This is a genomic window from Sphaerospermopsis sp. FACHB-1194 (genome assembly GCF_014696235.1).
Lineage (GTDB): Bacteria > Cyanobacteriota > Cyanobacteriia > Cyanobacteriales > Nostocaceae > Sphaerospermopsis > Sphaerospermopsis kisseleviana.
Window position 1 is genome coordinate 71998 of the sequence record NZ_JACJPU010000012.1, and the last position, 18335, is coordinate 90332.

An 18335-nucleotide genomic window follows, 5' to 3' on the forward strand; every position below is an offset into this window, starting at 1 on the left:
CTTTTACCAGGAAATTGAGTACCCATTTCCGTTAGCGCAGAAAAGATGAGATAGGTAATGAGTAAAGCGAAACCTGCAAAAAAAGCAAGTAAATCGTTGTTCATAATATACCTGATTTTATCAACAAAACTATTATAATAGTTGAAGATACCAAAAAAGTAAAAAAATGGGAGTAAACAATGGGGCGCATTAATCCTTACACCCTACAAATGCAAATTACCAGAATGTTTGCGGAAGGACAATCATTCTTTGCTTTAACAAAAGTGCAAGATTGGTTAAAAGAACATAATCAAAACCCGTTAGAATATGAGATTTTTTTTCATAAAAAACCTGCACCTCCTGGTTCTCAAGAAGTGATGGTAATAGAAATAGAACTGAAACGTAAAGATGGACAACCTGTGGACTCTTGGTTACAAGAACAAGTAAATTTACACGCTTAACTAATTTGTAAGCATTCAGCTATCAGCATTTAGCAGTCAGCAAAAAAGAAGAAAATCATCAATAATAGGTTATAAATTTCTCTCATTAATACTTATGTCATTTGACAGAACAGGAGCATCCTTGTTATTACAGCAGTTTTCATGTCTTTAGACCACAGTCAGGGCGAAGCATTCGGATGATAGTCTTAGGTAAAAACCGATAATTAATTGTCCGAATGCTGATGCTTCCAGCACGCTTCGCGAACGCCTCTACATTGTTGACGCGAAACCTAAATCAAAATGTGGTTTATTTACCTGAAAATAGCTGTAACTCAGTTTTTCTTCAGAGAATAACTGATTACTGATAGCTGAATACTTAGACTAATTTCCACAATTATCAATTATCAATTATCAATTATCAATTATCAATTATCAATTATCAATTATCAATTCTTAATAATCACTATCAGCCACACAAATTCCTTTACATTTAATCCCATTAGTAGCAGTGCGTTTACAATGGGGACATAGGACTTTTTCAGTTTCGATATCTTGATTTATTTCTATATTGTTACTTGCGTGTAACTTGTCTTTTTCGGTCTGAATTTTTTCACTCATAAGCATCAAGGAATTTTTTACGGTTTACAAACTTGTATCTACCCATTTACTGGTTACGGTGTTTCCGTGGGTGTGGGTTCTGGTGTTTCTGTGGGTTCTTCTGTAGGTGTTTCTGTAGGTGTTTCTGTAGGTGTTTCTGTAGGTGTTTCTGTAGGTGTAGGTTCAGGTTCTGGGGGATTTTCTGCTGTCACCGTTAACTGATAATCTGTAGATTTAGAAGCTGTGGAAACTACGACAAATTCATAAAATCCCGTTTCTGGTAATGTTTTGGATACAGTCCGCACCGTAGAATCTTCTAAAAATGTGACTTTACCAGAGGGAGAATAAATAGATAATAACACCTGAGAACTAGCATCTAGTTTAACTTCCATTGTTTGATCTTTTGCTAGTCCAGCGATGAAAACTTTACCTCCTCCTGGTTGTAGATTACCACTAACTGTTTTACCTGTAGTCCCAGGATCAAATACTATTCTTGCAAAGGCACTATTAGAAAGGATAGCATTGAGTTTATCATTAACAAATGCGTGCCAAACTTGCCCAACGGGTTGCTCTATAAAATTTTTACCTTGATATTCAGGGAATACACGGAAAAAGGTTGCATCACCTAAGTCATACAAAGCACGACTGCTAACATTTCTGCGGTTAACTTCTACTTTCCAGCGATCGCGTTCTGCTGGGGTATAAGTTCCCATTTGTCTACGCGCTCTACTACTCAAAAGAGACAGTTTATCTAGGGTTTGGGCGGCTATTTGATCCCATTCTTCCCGTAAATCTTCGTCTTCTGGTGTATCATTTAAATCACGTCCTTGGATATTGGGGTTTTTCTCCCAAAAAAGTTGGTTGATTAAACTGATATAAAAGTTATTATCTATACCCAACTGTTGACGGCGATCGCTCAATCTTTGTTTACGTTCTCTTTCTTCAGGTGAAAAATTATTTTCCGGGGTGGTGGGGGTTTCTGTAGGTGTAGGACTTAATGTAATATCCGGGTTACTTCCATCTTGGTTGTTCCCACGGTTACTAATACCCCACCACAACAAACCTATACTACTAAATAACGCCACAGTCACAATAAATACATTTGTTGTAGTCCAAATACTTGTATTTTGGGGTGTGGGAGTAGCAACTGCTGGAGGTGCGGGAGTTTTGGGAGGAGAAACTGCAATAGTTCCTGCGGTGGTTGGGGAAGTTGTGGGTTTTGGGGGTTGAGTAGCTGGATATACTGTAGGTGCGACAGGAGGAGAGTTATTAACTGCTTTTCCATTCAGTGCGTCTAAAACTTGACGTGCTGACTGATAGCGATCGCTTGGTCTGGGAGATAGCATTTTATCTAAAATGTCCCCCAATAAAGGACTAAGGCTAATTTCTCGCCGCCATAGCCATTGTAAATTTTGTGTATCTATTAAATCTTGTGGTAGTTTCCCTGTCAGTAAAACCAACACTGTCACAGCTAAAGCATATAAATCACTGTGAGGATATACTAAACCGGTTTGCATTTGTTCAGGAGGTGCAAAACCAATTTTTCCTAACAAAGTTCCACTACTTCCAGAAGTAATTACCCCAGATTGATAATATTGAGAAGCGACAGTTTGCGCGACTTGTTTCACTCCCCCAAAATCAATTAAAACTGGTAATTGATCCACAATTCTCAATATTAAATTATCAGGAGAAATATCACGATGAATCACACCTACATGATGGATATATTCTAAAACTGGTAAAAGTTGTTCTAATAACTGACGAACTTCAATTTCTGTAAATTTTAAACCTTTTTGTTTGCGGGAATTTAATAAAGAATTATAAGTTTCACCTGCTACATGATCTTGCACTAAAAATAGAGATTCTTTACCTTGTAAATTAATACGTAATAGTTCCCGAAAGCGGGGAATTTGAGGATGTTGTAATTGATAAAGAACACTAGCTTCTCGTTGAAATAACTCCTCTGCTTTTTGCACAATATAAGGAGTTTGCACCTGGGGAGAAAATTCTTTTAAAACACAAGCTTCTCGAAAACGGTTAATATCTTCAGCTAAGTAAGTTTTCCCAAACCCACCTTGTCCGAGTTGACGGACAATAACATAGCGATCGCCTAAAGTTTGTCCTGCTTGAATACCACTATTGACAGGAGTTTCTATTATCTTCTCACCACACTGAAGACAAAACTTACTACCGGATGGATTTTGATGTCCTTGAGAACAATAAAGATTAGTCATAAAGGAATAGGAGTCAGGAGTCAGGAGTCAGGAGTCAGGAGTCAGGAGTCAGGAGTCGTAGGAGCGAAGCATTCGGACAACAAATTATCAATTTTATGAAAAGGCTATTTTCCTGTAAGGGCGAAGCATTCGGGCAACTAATTATCAATTTTTATCACAGGTTATTTTCCGAATGCTTCGCCCCTACTTCGCCCGTACAGGAGTCAGGAGTCAGGAGTCAGGAGTCAGGAGAAAATTAATACCCCAGTCACCAGTCACCAGTCACTTATTCCCTACTTGATCAGAGGCGATCGCATACCAAAACTGCATAAAAGTCTGCTGATTTAGTTTCCCACGCACTTGACCAGGAAACAATGGATCAAATTTTTGATATGTTTCCTCTCTTAACTCCTGAAATGAACGATATTTACCTAATCTACCAGCTTTAGCTAGTCTATCCCATTTTTGGGAATCTTCTATACTATAACTACCTATTTTCCTCCGTGCTATCTGACTCAAATTAGCTTGTTCTATTTTCTTTAACAACTCATCTGCTGTACTATTCCACTGTTCCCGTAAAACCCGATCTTCCGGTTTATCTGTTAATACCCTTCCCCGCAACCCTGGCCTGATAGCATAAAATCTTTCATCTACTGTCTTAGTAAACACCGCTTGGGAAATTTCCAACTCTTGCACACGGTTAAAAACCTCCTCAACACTGCGGTTTTTATTTCCCACACTGATAGGATTATTGATAGATGGTATACCGGGAACTTCCACTTTAGGTAAACTAATTGATGTAACACTTCTTACCATAAAATGTCCCAATGCCCACATACCACCACCAATTAAACCGACTCCCATAGTCATAGTAAAAGTGACAGCAAAAGGACGCAACCATATAGGCATCGGTATATTTTGCAGTGCCAGGTGAGTAGTTCTATATACTTTTTTCCCTGGTGCAGCTACCATTGTTTGTAACCTGCTCAGGTGAGTGTTTTTGTTATTAACAGAAGGTTGCATAGTATTTGGATTAGTATTTATGTTATGGATAACTGTAGAAACAGAACCAGAAACAGATGTTGGTGCTGGTAAATCTTTCAGAACTTGATCTGCTGTTTGATAGCGATCGCTTGGTTTATATGCCAACATCTTTTTTAAGACTGCTGTTAATTTTGGACTTACTTTAATTTCCTTTCCCCAATACCAAGTCCCGTTATAACTATCATAAAGTAAATGCGGTTCTTTACCAGTCACTAACACCAAAGCCGTTACCGCCAATGAGTATAAATCACTGCTTTTAAATACTTTTCCCTGAAGTAACTGTTCTTCTGGTGCATAACCTTTTTTACCTAATAAAGTACCATTTCCCACCAACTTAGTCTGCCAAAAACCCTGATAAGCTGGTAATTGTTTTACACCACCAAAATCAATCAACACAGGTAAACCATCTTTTTGGCGTAAAATCAAATTATCAGGCGAAATATCACGGTGGACAATATCTAAAGAGTGAATATAACTCAAAATCGGGAGAATCTTGTGTAAAAGGTTAATAACTTCCTCCTCACTCAAAGATTTTCCCTGTGTTTGCAGTTGTTCAAATAACTGATAATAATTAGCGCCTTCCACATAATCTTGCACTAAAAAGAAAAAATCTTTAGTACCAATTTTAGCTTGTATAGATTCATGAAATCTGGGAATTTGCGGATGTTTGATTTTTTTAAGTACGTTCGCTTCCCGTTCAAATAACTCTTGAGCTTTTTGTAAATCTTCTTTTTTAGTGACTTGGGGCGCAAATTCTTTTAAAACACACTTTTCACGGGCTTTTTGTCTATCAATCGCCAAATAACTCCGCCCAAAGCCACCTTGCCCCAGTATACGCCCAATTTCATAACGATTATTGATTACCTGTCCTACAGTCAGCGGTAAAGATTCTCCGCACTGAGTACAAAAACTGTTACCATTATTATTTGCGTGTTGTTTGCTGCAATAGACGGACATGGTAGGGAACATAGATCAATATACTGATACAGTTCTACAATATCAAAAAGGTAATTTACGAACTATTGTGGTGACTGGTGACTGGTGACTGGTGACTGGTGACTGGTGACTGGGTTATTAACTTGCCCTAGTTCTTCTACCTCCTGAACTCCTGACTCCTAACTTATGAACCCAAAAACACAAAAAGCGATTCAAGAACTAGAAAAATTTGTTTCTACTCCCCTAGCAGAAACACTGGAACAACATCAAAAAACTACACCCCAAGAAATCGCAATTAACCTATTTAAAACTGTAGCTGCTACCGTACCAGCTTACAAAGCGTTTTTAGCAACACATCACATCAACCCGGCAACAATTCAAACTTTAGCAGACTTCCAAAAATTACCAGTTATTTGTAAAGAAAATTATATTTCTCTTTACACTCTACCAGAGCTATGTCAAGATAGAATATTAGGAAGCTGTGATATGATCGCGGCTTCCTCTGGCTCAACGGGAAAATCCACATTTTGGCCGCGTTTCTTCACTGATGAATTACAAATAGCCACCCGGTTTGAGCAGATTTTTCATGATAGTTTTGATGCAGATAATAAAAGCACCTTAGCAATAATTTGTTTTACCTTGGGAACATGGGTAGGGGGAATGTTCACTACCAATTGTTGTCGGTATTTAGCAACTAAAGGTTATCCCATTACAGTCATTACACCTGGAAATAATAAAAGCGAAATATTGCGAGTTGTGCAAGAATTAGGTGGTAATTTTGAACAAGTTGTATTATTAGGATATCCGCCATTTTTAAAAGATGTTATTGATACGGGAATTACCAATGGTTTACAGTGGAAACAATATCATATTAAATTAGTAATGGCAGGAGAAGTATTTAGTGAAGAATGGCGGAGTTTAGTAGGTGAAAGAATAGGATCAGAAAATCCTTGTTATGATTTTGCGTCAATGTATGGAACGGCAGATGCAGGAGTTTTAGGAAATGAAACACCTTTAAGTATTTGTATTAGAAGATTTTTAGCAGCAAACCCAGCAGCAGCAAAAGTATTATTTGGAGAGTCACGTTTACCGACATTAGTACAGTACGATCCTTGTAGTCGGTTTTTTGAAGTTGAAGAAGGAAGATTAATATTTTCTGGTAATAATGGCATTCCTTTAATTAGATATAATATCTTCGATAATGGGGGGTTAATTAGTTATTCAGAAATGCTGAAATTCCTAGCTGAATGGGGGTTTGATCCGGTTGCTGAGTTAGGTGAAAATAGAGGAATACATCAATTACCATTTGTTTATGTTTTTGGACGTGCTAATTTTACCGTTTCCTATTTTGGTGCAAATATTTATCCTGAAAATGTGACAGTGGGATTAGAACAACCGATAATTAGAGAATGGGTAACGGGTAAATTTGTGTTACAGGTAAAAGAAGATCAAGATAAAAATCGCTTTTTATCTGTTGTTGTGGAATTAGCACCAGGGGTAGAAGGTAGCATTGAAAAAACTGCAACTATTACTAATTCTATTCTTGCTCAATTGTTACGTTTAAATAGTGAGTTTGCTAATTATGTTCCTGGGGAATATCAAACACCCCAAGTAGAATTAAAACCTACAGGTGATGGGGAATATTTTCCCGTGGGTGTTAAACATAGATATACTCGCAATTGATAATTGACAATTGATAATTGATAATTGATAATTGACAATTGCAATGATATGGGTTCTGCCTATAATAGAAGTCAGAGACTTCTTAAATTCATTCCCATACAGAGTATGGGAACGAGTAATGATTTTCTGATATGATTAATACCATAATTTACACTTATAATGATACAATTACTGCACGGTTATTTAGTTAATTAATGAATAGTTCTGGTATAAAGTCTATCCTTCATCCTTTGCGAATTGGTGAACACATTGCCCGCTATCCAATTATTCAAGGTGCAATGTCTGTGGGTGTATCTGGTGCTAAACTGGCTAGTGCAGTGGCTAACGCTGGTGGAGTGGGTGTCATTGCTTCAATGGGAATAGGGTTAAATTCTCTGTATTTTCACAAACGCCAACGGGGTAGTTTTTTTACAGCGAATCAGTTAGCATTGAAAGATGAAATCAGCAAAGCACGGATTATTAGCCCAGAAGGAATTATTGGTGTTAATGTTTTAGTTGCTACTAGAGATTATTTGACATTAGCTCAAACTGCGGCAGCAGCAGGGGCAAATTTAATTATTACTGGTGCGGGATTACCTTTGACTTTACCAGAATTTACGGTAGACTATCCAGATGTGGCCTTAGTGCCAAGTGTAGCTAACGTGCAAGCTGCAAAGTTGATTTGTGAAACTTGGAAAAGCCAGTATAATCGTTTACCTGATGCTTTGATTTTGGAAAATTGTCAAAAGGTGGGAGGACATTTTTCACAGTGCGAACAGGCGAATTTTCCTGGTTTTTCCATTGAGTGGGTAATTACTGAATTACGCGAGTATTTAGCACAACAAGAAAAGAGCATACCATTAATTATTACTGGGGGAATAAGCGATCGCACAGAAATTGATCAGATATTAGGGATGGGAGCAGATGGTGTACAAATTGGTACTCGCTTTATTACTACAGAAGAATGTGATGCTGATTTGCGGTATAAAGAATTTCATCTAAGAGCAACTCCAGAGGACATTGTGACAGTACCGAGTCCAGTAGGAAAACCCAGTCGTGCTTTAAAAAATGCCTTTGCGGAAAGAGCGATATCTTCAATAAGCTGCGCTAACGCTGATTTATCATTGTTAGAACGTAGATGTATAGCAAATTGTTTAGAATCTTGTTTATGTAGAGATACTAAAAAAACCTATTGTTTACTGCAAGCACTTTCTAAAGCAGCGTGTGGAGACATAGAAAATGGTTTAATTTTTTCTGGTGCTAATTTGGGATCAGGCGATCGCATCATCTCAGTTTCCGAATTAATGGCAGAATTAACCTGTTGACAAAATATGGGGAAATAGGGAAAACATTATTTACGTATTCCCTATTCCCTATGACTTTAGCGGTGGCGATCGCATTTAATAAACATTTAATAAACATTTAATAAAAATTCGCCCAATCTATACCATTAAAAACTAATATTTGAATTAAACCATAAGCCAAAGCTGCACTACCGATAGGAACAGTTAAATTATCAATACCCAGAAACGAAAAAGCTTCTAAAAATGTAGCTATAATAGCTACAATTATTGATATCAGCCATATTTCCCAAGAGTTTCCTTGGGTTGGCAGTAAAATCAACACAGTCATCAAAAAACTAACAAACGTCATGGTTAAAGAACCTTCCCAACTTTTGTTTGCACCAAAAAGTTTATATTTATGTTTACCAAATCTTTGCCCGATTAAAGCCGCTAGTCCATCTCCCCAAGCCATAATTAAAATACCTAAAGCTGCATATTGGGGTTGGTGTAAATACCAAAAACAAGCAACTAAAATCCCAATACTAACTGCATAAAAAAATGTACCTAAACTTTGACGACCAACGCTATTAATTCCTGGTAAAAGGGGGAAAAAATAGGATAATAAAGTAATAATGCCAGCTAAAATTGCAGATGTAATGCCAATAATAGCAGGGATATTGAACCACCAAGCCAGTAAAATTACATTACCTGCGCCAATATGGACTATTTTACGGATAATTTCGGGTTCACTGTCGGTAAAGCGACTAACTAACCAGGCGACGAAGATAACAAGTAATACCCAAGCCGCAGCAACGGAAATTTGTTGCCACAATGGGAGAATAGATTCTAAACCGAGAAATGTCATCAACAATGTAATCAACAATGTAATCAACTATGTAATCAACAATGACGCAACTGATAATTTTGAGACTGTGATTCTTGTTATTTAAACCTAATACTACTGTAGGCGATTTGGGCATGAAAATAATATTGATTGGGCTAATTAAAGGTTATCGCTTATTCATCTCTCCTCTGTTTCCGCCGACTTGTCGCTTTCAACCAACTTGTTCAATGTATGCTATCCAAGCTATTGAGCGTTTTGGGGTGTTCCGTGGTGGTTGGATGTCTATTTGCAGAATTTTACGTTGTCATCCGTTCCACCCTGGTGGTTATGATCCTGTTCCAGAAGTGGGGGAAAAGTCTTGTTGCGAACATCGGGAGTAACAGATACAGAACTGGTTGGAGAAAATTGGGTACTGGAAAACTCATTCAAAACCTACTACAAAACTTACTATTTTACAAGCTGAGTTGATAATATGCGTCCATATCACCAAATTTCCATTATTGAATGTGGTGAACCTTTAGTGAAAATTCCCTTAGAACGGTTTGCGGTGGAGACTCCCCATCCTTATGAAAAATTAGGTGCTGACTATGGGGGATATTCTGCTTATTTTTTGCGTGCAGGTGTGGTGCAAAATTTAATTGAGGCACAAAATTATTTACAATTGTTACATCCTGGTTGGTGTATTCAAATATTTGATGCTTATCGCCCGGTAGCTGTGCAGCAATTTATGGTAGATTATAGTTTTGCCCAAGCTGTGCAAGCCGGGGGATTAAATGAGAGTGATTTATCGACTCAACAACGGGAAGAAATTTGGCAGCAAGTATATGAAATTTGGGCTGTACCAAGTTTAGATATGAATACTCCTCCTCCCCATAGTACAGGTGCTGCGGTGGATATTACTTTAGTCGATGAAAATGGGGAAGTTGTAAATATGGGTTCACCGATTGATGAAATGTCTGAGCGATCGCACCCTGATTATTATGCCCATTCTGATGCCCATTGTCATCAAGAATATCATCGCCATCGAGAATTGTTACTAAATGTGATGTTAAAGGCAGGTTTTCAACGTAATCCTAGAGAATGGTGGCATTTTTCCTTTGGTGATCAAATGTGGGCTTGGTTGTGTAATCAGCAAACCGCACGCTATGGGCGTTTCAATAATGAATAATTAGGGTTGGCTGAAAAAGTCCCTTCGTTGAGGCAGGGAATAGGGAATAGGGAATAGTTTGGACTCAATCGCTCAATTACTTGTCTAGATTGAGTTTCCCATCTTTTTGACCTCTGTTAATACTACCCTTGACAATTTTTCCTTTTCCTTAACTTGTCACCAATGATCTTTTAACAATTCTGCTAAAATTTCGGGAGTTAAGCCGTTTTCTTCTGCTTCTTGGCGAATCTGTTGAACAATTTCTTCAAAACTTGTATTTTTTAAAAGTTCTTTAAGGATAAGATTACAAACAATCAGGGCATTTTTTTGTTTTTCGGGTTCTGCTTCTCGGTATGCTTTGGCAATTTCTGGGTCAACTTGAAGGGTAATTGTTTCCATAATAAGTTAAGCCTCTATTAATTGACATTGTTAATTATAACAAATTAAGATTATTTGTGCTTGACATTATCCTCAATAAATTTCTCTGGTTTCTGCTTTGGGGTTGTGGCGTTTGATTAAAATAAAAAAGCCCAAATCTGTAATTGAATTTTATTTCTACATTAATTGTCAATTATCAATTGTCAATTATCAATTGATGATGGCATTCCCAGTCTGGAGACTGGGAACGAGAGGTTAGTTAGCTTTTTTGTATCGGAAATTAAAGATTTACCATTTATGTCTGATCCATTCGTAAATCTCTAAATATTTCGCACCGGGAATATTCCAAGAATTATCATACAACATACCCTGAATTGCTAATTTTTTAAACTCTTCGGGTTGCTGATACCATAAATCTATAGCCCTTCCCATTGCTGATTCTAATGCTAGGTTATCCATGTCATAAAACACATAACCATTGCGTTTTTCTGGTGGTAAATTTTGATCATAATCTCTGTCAAAAACAGTATTTACTAAACCTCCAACACCCCGAACAATGGGTACAGTTCCGTATTTTAAACCGATCATTTGGGTTAAACCACAGGGTTCATAATTACTGGGTACAACTATCATATCTGCACCAGCATAAATGAGGTGAGATAATTCTTCATTGAATCCCAGTTCTAAATGCACATCTGGGTTATTATTTAAAAATTGTTTTTCATGGTAAAAATGAGCGTTAATTGCTGATTCTGTAGCTGAACCTAACAATACAAATTGCGCTCCTCTATTCAAAGCATAGTACATGGTATGGTGAACCAAATGGACACCTTTTTGATTATCTAAACGACCGATGTAAGCAATGATGGGTTTTTTCTCATCATGAGCTAACATCAATCTTTCCCTTAATGCTTTTTTGTTATATGCCTTTTGTTCAAATTCATCCCAGTTGTAATTATTAGGGATGTAACGGTCAACTTCGGGATTCCAAAAATCGTAATCAATGCCATTGAGAACTCCACTAAATTTGTCTTTTTGCAAATATAATGTATGTCCTAAACCACAACCCACATCACTGGTTTGAGCTTCGACTGCATGATTTGGTGATACTGTGGTAATTGCATTGGCGTAATTAATCCCTGCTTTCATAAAATTGATCGCAAAAGGATTAAAATTATCCCGCAGTTTGTCGTATTGAAAATAATATTCTGGGCGATTTAAATTGGTAGCTTGGAGAGTTTCTACACCACCCATACCTTGATGTTTAAAGTTGTGAATGGTGTAACAAACTCTTTGATATTCCATGCCATGATATTTATAAATTTCATACAACATGACAGGAATTAACCCAGTTTGCCAGTCGTGACAATGAATGATATCCGGTCTTTTATTACTTTGCAGTAAAAATTCTAAAGCCGCTTTGCTAAAGAAAGCAAACCTCATGTTGTCATCATCGCAACCATAGTAACAACCTCTATTAAAGAAATTGTCTTGACTGTGGGGTTGAATGAAGAAACAAACCCGACCATGTACCCACCCGCAGTATACAGAACAGTGAACTGCGCCACCATACCAGGGTACCCACAGGTTAAGGTAGGCATCGTGAAGACCCCATATATGATCGTAACGCATACAATCATACATTGGGAGAATAAGTTCAACAGTGTTTCCCCGTCCTTCTAACTCCCTGCTAAGTCCATAAACAACATCCCCCAAACCCCCAGCTTTTATTACAGGAGCGCATTCTGAGGCAATTTGTACTATGTACATTCCTAGCCCTCGCCTTACAAAACTTTATGTTTACTATATAGCAATTTATGAAAAATGTACTCATTGACAACTGGGTATTGGGATGATAAACGAGGATTGAATTTTTGGGTGTGGGGTGTAGGAATTTTCATTTTCACTCTTGCCTCTTGCCCGTCCTCACAGATAACATAACTATTCAAACGGACTTGATATTACTCCTGACTCCTGATAGCGTAGCGTAAGCCACATTTTGCTGTAAATTAAGATGTCAGCAAGGGAATCTATCCTCAGAATTATTATCAAAGCATTAAGTTTCCAGACAAAATCCTGGGATTTATGTCTGAAAAGAGTATGCTTCAAACCAGAAGATATCGAAATTGTGTATTACAGCAGTTTTTACCTAGTTAGACCATAGTAGAGACGTTGCGTGCAAATTCTCTACAAGGGTTTTAAAGATTGTTTTGTGGTTCATTTACCTGAAAATCGCTGTCATGTAATTTGGTAATCTCAATCTATCAAGGTAAAAATTTCAGACAAAATTGTGTGGTTTAGGTTCTGACATAATATCTAAAAATATTTTTAATATGTGAATTTTCCATTATTGGAACTTAGTAATTTTAAAATTTAGTAATTTTAAAATATACGAATTACATTTTTAGACAAAATGATCGGATTTATGTCCTATGATCATGTGCATAAAGCTTTATATGTATCGGAAATTTGGATTATTTTAAATCTAGTTATGCAAAAACATTTAAAAGGAATTAACTCCTAATTTAGAGGATAAAACAATGAAGAAAATAGTAATTGCGGACTTAAAATATAATGCAGGAAGCCTTTTTCGTGAGCTATCTGTGGTTGAAACAAAGACTGTATCTGGTGGTAGTGGTGGGAGCGTCAATAATTATTTTATATCGGGTAATACTGGAAACGTGGAGAATACAGGGACTGGTGACGTTAAAGGTGTAGATAGTGGCATCAGGGATAATAAGGTCGCTACTGTAGACTATTCCAGGTCAATATACGTCGTCATAAATTCTTGGTGATTAATTATTTGTATTCTGGTACTGACATTAAGAAATTTTTAGTTGGTTGAGGGTAAAACATTTTTTTAGGGCATTTGTTTTTACAGATTTTACTCCTCATAAATCATAAATTTTCATACCTGCTCATTTCTGGATTGGTAAATTAAGACAATGGCTGCAATCATGAATACTGAATTACATTCTGTTCAAGTCAATGGGCTTTTTCAGAAACTGACTTTAGAAGAAATGGAGTCAACGTCAGGAGGTAATACTGTTATTCCTTTATGGAGTAGTGGTTTAGCGGCTTTCTCTCTCAATATGTTTTGTGATGAGTTAAATAGTTTATTCAGTGAATATTACATACCTCCGATTTTTAACGACAACAAGCTTTTTACGGTTGATTTTTCAGAAATAGATGTCTATTTGGTAGTTTAATCATTTGCGGGGGTTAAAAATTGGTTTGTACCGACTCTTAACCCCTTAAAAATTACACGGCTATTGTCTCTAAAGTTCGAGATTGTTGCTGACGACGACCGTGGTAAATCATTTGAATAGGTTTATCTTGACCTGTCACCAAACCACGGCGTTTTGGTTTAACTTCACGAGTATCTGCTAGTTCCATTTCCCAACCTTGGAGGATTTTAGCTAGTGCTAATTTCATTTCAAATTGGGCAAATGCTAGACCAATACAACGTCTTGCACCAGCGCCAAAAGGGATAAATTGATATGGTGAAAATTGTTTTTCTATAAAGCGTTCTGGGTTAAATTGTTTAGAGTTGGGATAAATATCTTCTCGATGGTGAGTGAGGTAAATTGAACCCATCACAACTGTACCTGGTTCTAGTTGATAACCATCTACAGAAATAGGGGTTTTTACCCGACGGGGAAAAGTCAACATTCCCACGGGATAAATCCGCAAAGTTTCATTACAAACGGCGGTGAGATAAGGTAATTTAAAAATAGTATTGGAATCAGGATTTTCGCCTAAAGTATCAAGTTCTGCTAATAATTTTTGGCGGACTTCTGGTAGTTTATGAACCCAATATAAAGCCCAGGCTATGGCTGTAGCTGTGGTTTCATGACCTGCTACTAACAAAGTCATTAATTCATCCCGTAATTCTACATCAGTCATTGGTTGACCGTCTTCATCCCTTGCAGACATTAGCAAACTGAGGATATCTGTACGTGATGGGTCAGGATTTTCTCTGCGTTCCTGAATTTCTGCATACAGAAGTTGGTCAGCTTTATTTTGACGACGTTCCTGTATTTCCCAAAGTGTGGAAAGACCAATCACTTTTTGTAACGCTGGAAAATATAATAAAGCCACTCTCCAAACTTCACTACCTGCTTCCAGAATTTCACATAGTAAGTGTTGTAATTTTTCAGCCCGTTCACCTTCATAAAGTCCAAAGACAGCTTGCATCATCACCCCCAGAGTAATTTCTTGGGTAACTGTTCGCACATTAAAAGGTTGATTTATTTGCTGTTTGCCGATGACTTTTTCGGTGATATTATTAATTACATCAGCATAAGTTCGCATTCTTTCCCCGTGTAAGGGAGGCATGATTAACTGCCGTTGTCGCTGATGTTCTTTACCACTTTGAGAAATCAGAGAATTTTTACCTAGTAACCCTTCAAATAGTTGATTTAAATCGCCTGGTGCTTCTAATTCTTTGGTATCATTGCTCAAAACCTGCTGCATTGCTTCTGGGCTATGAATAAAGACCATAGGAGGTAAATTGTAATCCAGCTTGAGAGTAAAAATATCACCGTAGGTTTTGGCGCTTTCTTCCATGTAGGACATGGGGCTAAATACCCAGCGTAGCATTTGCAGGGTAACTGGAGTTTTGGGTCCTTGGGGTAGAGGCATAAAAGTTTTGTAGTAGATGTTAGTTTTTTACTAAATATCTTATAGCAAAATTCAGAAGTCAGGAGTCGTAAGGGCGAAGCATTCGGGCGACAAATTATCATTTTATCAAAAGCCTATTTTTCTGTAAGGGCGAAGCATTCGGGCGACAAATTATCATTTTATCAAAAGGCTATTTTCCTGTAAGGGCGAAGCATTCGGGCGACAAATTATCATTTTATCAAAAGGCTATTTTCCTGTAAGGGCGAAGCATTCGGGCGACAAATTATCATTTTATCAAAAGGCTATTTTCCTGTAAGGGCGAAGCATTCGGGCGACAAATTATCATTTTATCAAAAGGCTATTTTCCTGTAAGGGCGAAGCATTCGGGCGACAAATTATCATTTTATCAAAAGCCTATTTTCCGAATGCTTCGCCCCTACTTCGCCCCTACTTCGCCCGTACAGAAGTCAGGAGTTAATGAGAAAACGAACCACACAGATACAGAGGACAGGGAGGAAAGAAGGTTTTAGAGATATTTTGCGTCAGCTTCCACACCCGCCATGAAATTCATTTCATGGCTAATAAATCAAGTAAACTAAAGTTTACTGAAGAATTTTCTGGTTATTGAGTCATCTTTAGATGACTTTGGCTATTAGCAAAGAAATATGGCTAACGCCACGCTTCGCTATCATTTCCTTGCGGGCTATTGGTTTGTCATGCTGCTTTCATAATCTCTGCTTATGTTTTGCATTCTAAAACTGCAATAAACCTTTACAACCGTGAAGATGTAAAATTTTGGTTACATTACAGTAGTTTTCAAGTCTTCAGACTTCTCTTATTTCCCCTTTGCGCCTTTGCGTCTTTGCGTGAGATAAAAAAGTCATTCATGAAAACCACTGTAAACCAGCATTTAAAGTTTCCGACGATTTTATTAAGGTACTCAGCATGACAGCAACTACAACAAAGGCATCTTCCGCAGTTCCAAGTTTTTGTGAAGGTATTCAATATTTTGGGGAAGCATTGCCAGATTTTGAAACTTATGGTGCAACGCCGGTGATAGAATCGGGCAAAGGTGCGATCGCCTCACCAACAGACCCAAAAGCAGTTTATCAAACCCTACTAGCTGCCGATGCCCTGCGCTACCTGACTCTACAAATTACTGGTAGTAAGGCTTCTGGACATCCCGGCGGTTTTGCCAGCCAAGCGGAAGCTTATGCAGCTTTGGTCATGCTGGGACATAAAAACATTATCACCGAAGTTGGACACCACGCCCCCGGTTTTTATAGTGCCATGTTTCTCGACCGTTCTTTAGAAGACATGGGCATTTCTACAGTACAACAATTGCGCGATCGCTTTCGGGAAAAACACGGTTTATTAGGACATTTATCCGGTTATATTCCTGGTATTCTCGCCCCTGCTGGTCCTTTGGGACAAGGACAACATTTTGCGATGTCTGCTGCACTGCTACACCGTGACAAACTCTTCCCCTTCACCGTGGGAGATGGGGGACTCGGTGAACCCTACATCATGAGTGCAATGGCGCATTTTCACACCGCTTACCCCAATGTAACCAACTTCCTACCTATCCTAGTTTGGAACGGTTACAGCCAAGAACATCATAGCATGGTATCTTTAAAAACTACCGATGAAATGATTGCTTATTGGAAAGGTAACGGTTTTGCGGAAGTGATCATCGTTGATGCCAAGGAATTTGACGACCAAAACCAACCGGGAGATTACGTAGATAGTACCATTTTCTCCTTCCAAAAACGGTTAGAATTTACCAAAGCGGTATTAGTAGGCGTTGATAAAGCTGCCCGTTCTGCTTTGAGTGGCACATTAACGGTATTTATCATTAAACAACTCAAAGGCGCGGGTGTTCACGCTTTAGGGGCAAAATCTCACAACCTCTATCCTCAAGATACCTTAACCGCGCCTCACATTGTCACAGCCTTACAAAAACGCGCTTTACCTGTAGAAGCATGGCAAACAGTCCGCACAAACGCCGAACGTGCCGGAGGTGGACCCGCAGCGAAAACTGTAGTTACAGAATTTGAATTACCTTTAGCAGACATCGGCGAATTACCATTAGAAGAATATGCAGTTGGCGGAGATCCAAAAGTTTCCACAACCGCAATGGGAAGGTTAGTAGGAATAATCGGAAATAAAGATAAAAATTTCCTAGTAACTAACGCCGATGGTAACGCCGCTTCAGGAATTGGTAATATTAATGAAGCCTTAAAAATCATTCACCCCACAGCAGATGAAACCTATCATCAGGCTCCAGGAGGTCAAGTTTACGAGCCTTTGAGCGAAGATGCTTGTGCAGGTTTAGCAGTGGGTTTATCCTTAATGGGGGCGAGAAGTTTGTGGTGTTCCTATGAATCTTTTGCCATCAATGGTTTACCAATTTGGCAAACAGTCACCCAAGCAATGGCAGAATTAAGAAGAAAAACACCGTCAACTATTACCTTATTTACTGCCGGTGCATTAGAACAAGGTCGCAACGGTTGGACACACCAAAGACCAGAAATTGAAGCTTATTTTGCTTCGATGATGAGAAATGGTAATGTATTTCCTGTTTTTCCCCCCGATGCTAACAGTATTCAAGTCTGTTATGATTGGGCTTTGGGAACAAAAAATAAGGGAATTGTCATTACTGCAAGTAAGTCACCTTTACCCATTAGAACAACTTTAGAACAAACAAAAGAAGGGTTAGAAAAAGGCGCGATTTTATTACATGAAGTTGCGGGAGGAAAACAGGTTGTATTTGCTGTAATTGGCGATATGACCTTAATTCCCGTGTTTGAAGCGGCGGCATTTTTAGAGACTGAAGGTATTGGGGTGAAGATAATTTCTGTTATTAACCCCCGGCGTTTATATCGTGCTAATGATACAGCTTGGGATACTTGTTCTGAACCTGATGGTGGGTTTTTGAGTGATGCAGAATTTGATAGTTTGTTTGCTGGTGATGCGTTAATTGGTGTGACTGGTGGTGCAGGTGCGATGTTAGAACCTATTATGTTACGCAGTACCAGTAAGCGGGATATTTTCGCTTGGAAGCGTGGGGAAACTACCGCAAGTGCGGGTGAGTTGATGGCGTTTAATGGGTTGACTGCGGAAGCGTTGACGAAGCGGGCTATTGAGTTGGTGCATTAATATCATATTTCTGTAGGGTGTGTTAGCGAT

General features: G+C 38.2%; 16 protein-coding genes. 9 read left to right on the top strand and 7 right to left on the bottom strand.

Annotated elements, in window-relative coordinates; all coding sequences use genetic code 11:
• The first annotated feature begins 179 nt into the window (after positions 1-179).
• Positions 180-440 carry a hypothetical protein gene (locus H6F45_RS09665; protein WP_096565554.1) on the top strand — a complete coding sequence of 87 codons (261 nt, stop codon included), beginning with the start codon at positions 180-182 and terminating at the stop codon, positions 438-440.
• A gap of 432 nt (positions 441-872) precedes the next feature.
• Here H6F45_RS09665 and H6F45_RS09670 read toward each other — a convergent pair whose 3' ends face one another.
• Together H6F45_RS09670 and H6F45_RS09675 are read right to left on the bottom strand one after the other, a co-directional pair.
• The gene (locus tag H6F45_RS09670; RefSeq protein ID WP_190347062.1) at positions 873-1037 is read right to left on the bottom strand and encodes a hypothetical protein; all 165 of its coding nucleotides are present in this window, start codon (positions 1035-1037) and stop codon (positions 873-875) included.
• A gap of 53 nt (positions 1038-1090) precedes the next feature.
• Positions 1091-3250 carry a serine/threonine-protein kinase gene (locus H6F45_RS09675; protein ID WP_137666353.1) on the bottom strand — a complete coding sequence of 720 codons (2160 nt, stop codon included), beginning with the start codon at positions 3248-3250 and terminating at the stop codon, positions 1091-1093.
• On the opposite strand from H6F45_RS09675, the gene H6F45_RS27000 reads away from it, so the two are divergent.
• Entirely contained in the window at positions 3227-3349 is a 123-nt protein-coding gene (locus H6F45_RS27000) for a hypothetical protein (RefSeq protein ID WP_277876974.1), read from the top strand. The two genes, H6F45_RS09675 and H6F45_RS27000, sit on opposite strands and share 24 nt — an antisense overlap.
• A gap of 162 nt (positions 3350-3511) precedes the next feature.
• Here the strand turns inward: H6F45_RS27000 and H6F45_RS09680 are convergent, their stop codons facing one another.
• Positions 3512-5230: a serine/threonine-protein kinase gene (locus H6F45_RS09680; protein WP_190347086.1), complete on the bottom strand. Its 1719-nt coding sequence runs from the start codon at positions 5228-5230 to the stop codon at positions 3512-3514.
• Between the two features lie 165 nt (positions 5231-5395).
• On the opposite strand from H6F45_RS09680, the gene H6F45_RS09685 reads away from it, so the two are divergent.
• Positions 5396-6892, top strand: a complete 1497-nt coding sequence (locus H6F45_RS09685) for a phenylacetate--CoA ligase family protein (RefSeq protein ID WP_190347063.1) — start codon at positions 5396-5398, stop codon at positions 6890-6892.
• A 230-nt stretch (positions 6893-7122) separates the two neighbouring features.
• Positions 7123-8196, top strand: coding sequence for a nitronate monooxygenase family protein (locus H6F45_RS09690; protein ID WP_242052581.1), 1074 nt, complete (start codon positions 7123-7125; stop codon positions 8194-8196).
• A 97-nt stretch (positions 8197-8293) separates the two neighbouring features.
• On the opposite strand, the gene H6F45_RS09695 is transcribed toward H6F45_RS09690, so the two are convergent.
• Entirely contained in the window at positions 8294-9019 is a 726-nt protein-coding gene (locus tag H6F45_RS09695) for a diacylglycerol/polyprenol kinase family protein (protein WP_096565565.1), read from the bottom strand.
• A gap of 113 nt (positions 9020-9132) precedes the next feature.
• On the opposite strand from H6F45_RS09695, the gene yidD reads away from it, so the two are divergent.
• Both yidD and H6F45_RS09705 read left to right on the top strand, forming a co-directional pair.
• Positions 9133-9378 carry a membrane protein insertion efficiency factor YidD gene (yidD, locus tag H6F45_RS09700; RefSeq protein ID WP_096572559.1) on the top strand — a complete coding sequence of 82 codons (246 nt, stop codon included), beginning with the start codon at positions 9133-9135 and terminating at the stop codon, positions 9376-9378.
• A 92-nt stretch (positions 9379-9470) separates the two neighbouring features.
• The gene (locus H6F45_RS09705; protein ID WP_190347065.1) at positions 9471-10166 is read left to right on the top strand and encodes a M15 family metallopeptidase; all 696 of its coding nucleotides are present in this window, start codon (positions 9471-9473) and stop codon (positions 10164-10166) included.
• 156 nt (positions 10167-10322) lie between these two features.
• Here H6F45_RS09705 and H6F45_RS09710 read toward each other — a convergent pair whose 3' ends face one another.
• Entirely contained in the window at positions 10323-10544 is a 222-nt protein-coding gene (locus tag H6F45_RS09710; protein ID WP_190347066.1) for a hypothetical protein, read from the bottom strand.
• 267 nt (positions 10545-10811) lie between these two features.
• Entirely contained in the window at positions 10812-12293 is a 1482-nt protein-coding gene (gene glgA / locus H6F45_RS09715) for a glycogen synthase GlgA (RefSeq protein ID WP_190347067.1), read from the bottom strand.
• A 770-nt stretch (positions 12294-13063) separates the two neighbouring features.
• Here glgA and H6F45_RS09720 point away from each other — a divergent pair.
• Entirely contained in the window at positions 13064-13318 is a 255-nt protein-coding gene (locus H6F45_RS09720; RefSeq protein ID WP_190347068.1) for a hypothetical protein, read from the top strand.
• Between the two features lie 150 nt (positions 13319-13468).
• Positions 13469-13732 (top strand): hypothetical protein, encoded by a 264-nt coding sequence (locus tag H6F45_RS09725; protein WP_187039346.1) that lies wholly within the window; start codon positions 13469-13471, stop codon positions 13730-13732.
• 52 nt (positions 13733-13784) lie between these two features.
• Here the strand turns inward: H6F45_RS09725 and H6F45_RS09730 are convergent, their stop codons facing one another.
• Complete coding sequence (locus H6F45_RS09730) at positions 13785-15167, bottom strand: cytochrome P450 (RefSeq protein ID WP_190347069.1); 1383 nt, start codon at positions 15165-15167, stop codon at positions 13785-13787.
• A gap of 924 nt (positions 15168-16091) precedes the next feature.
• Between H6F45_RS09730 and H6F45_RS09735 the strand changes: the two genes are divergently transcribed.
• Positions 16092-18305, top strand: a complete 2214-nt coding sequence (locus H6F45_RS09735) for a phosphoketolase (protein WP_190347070.1) — start codon at positions 16092-16094, stop codon at positions 18303-18305.
• Positions 18306-18335: the final 30 nt, after the last annotated feature.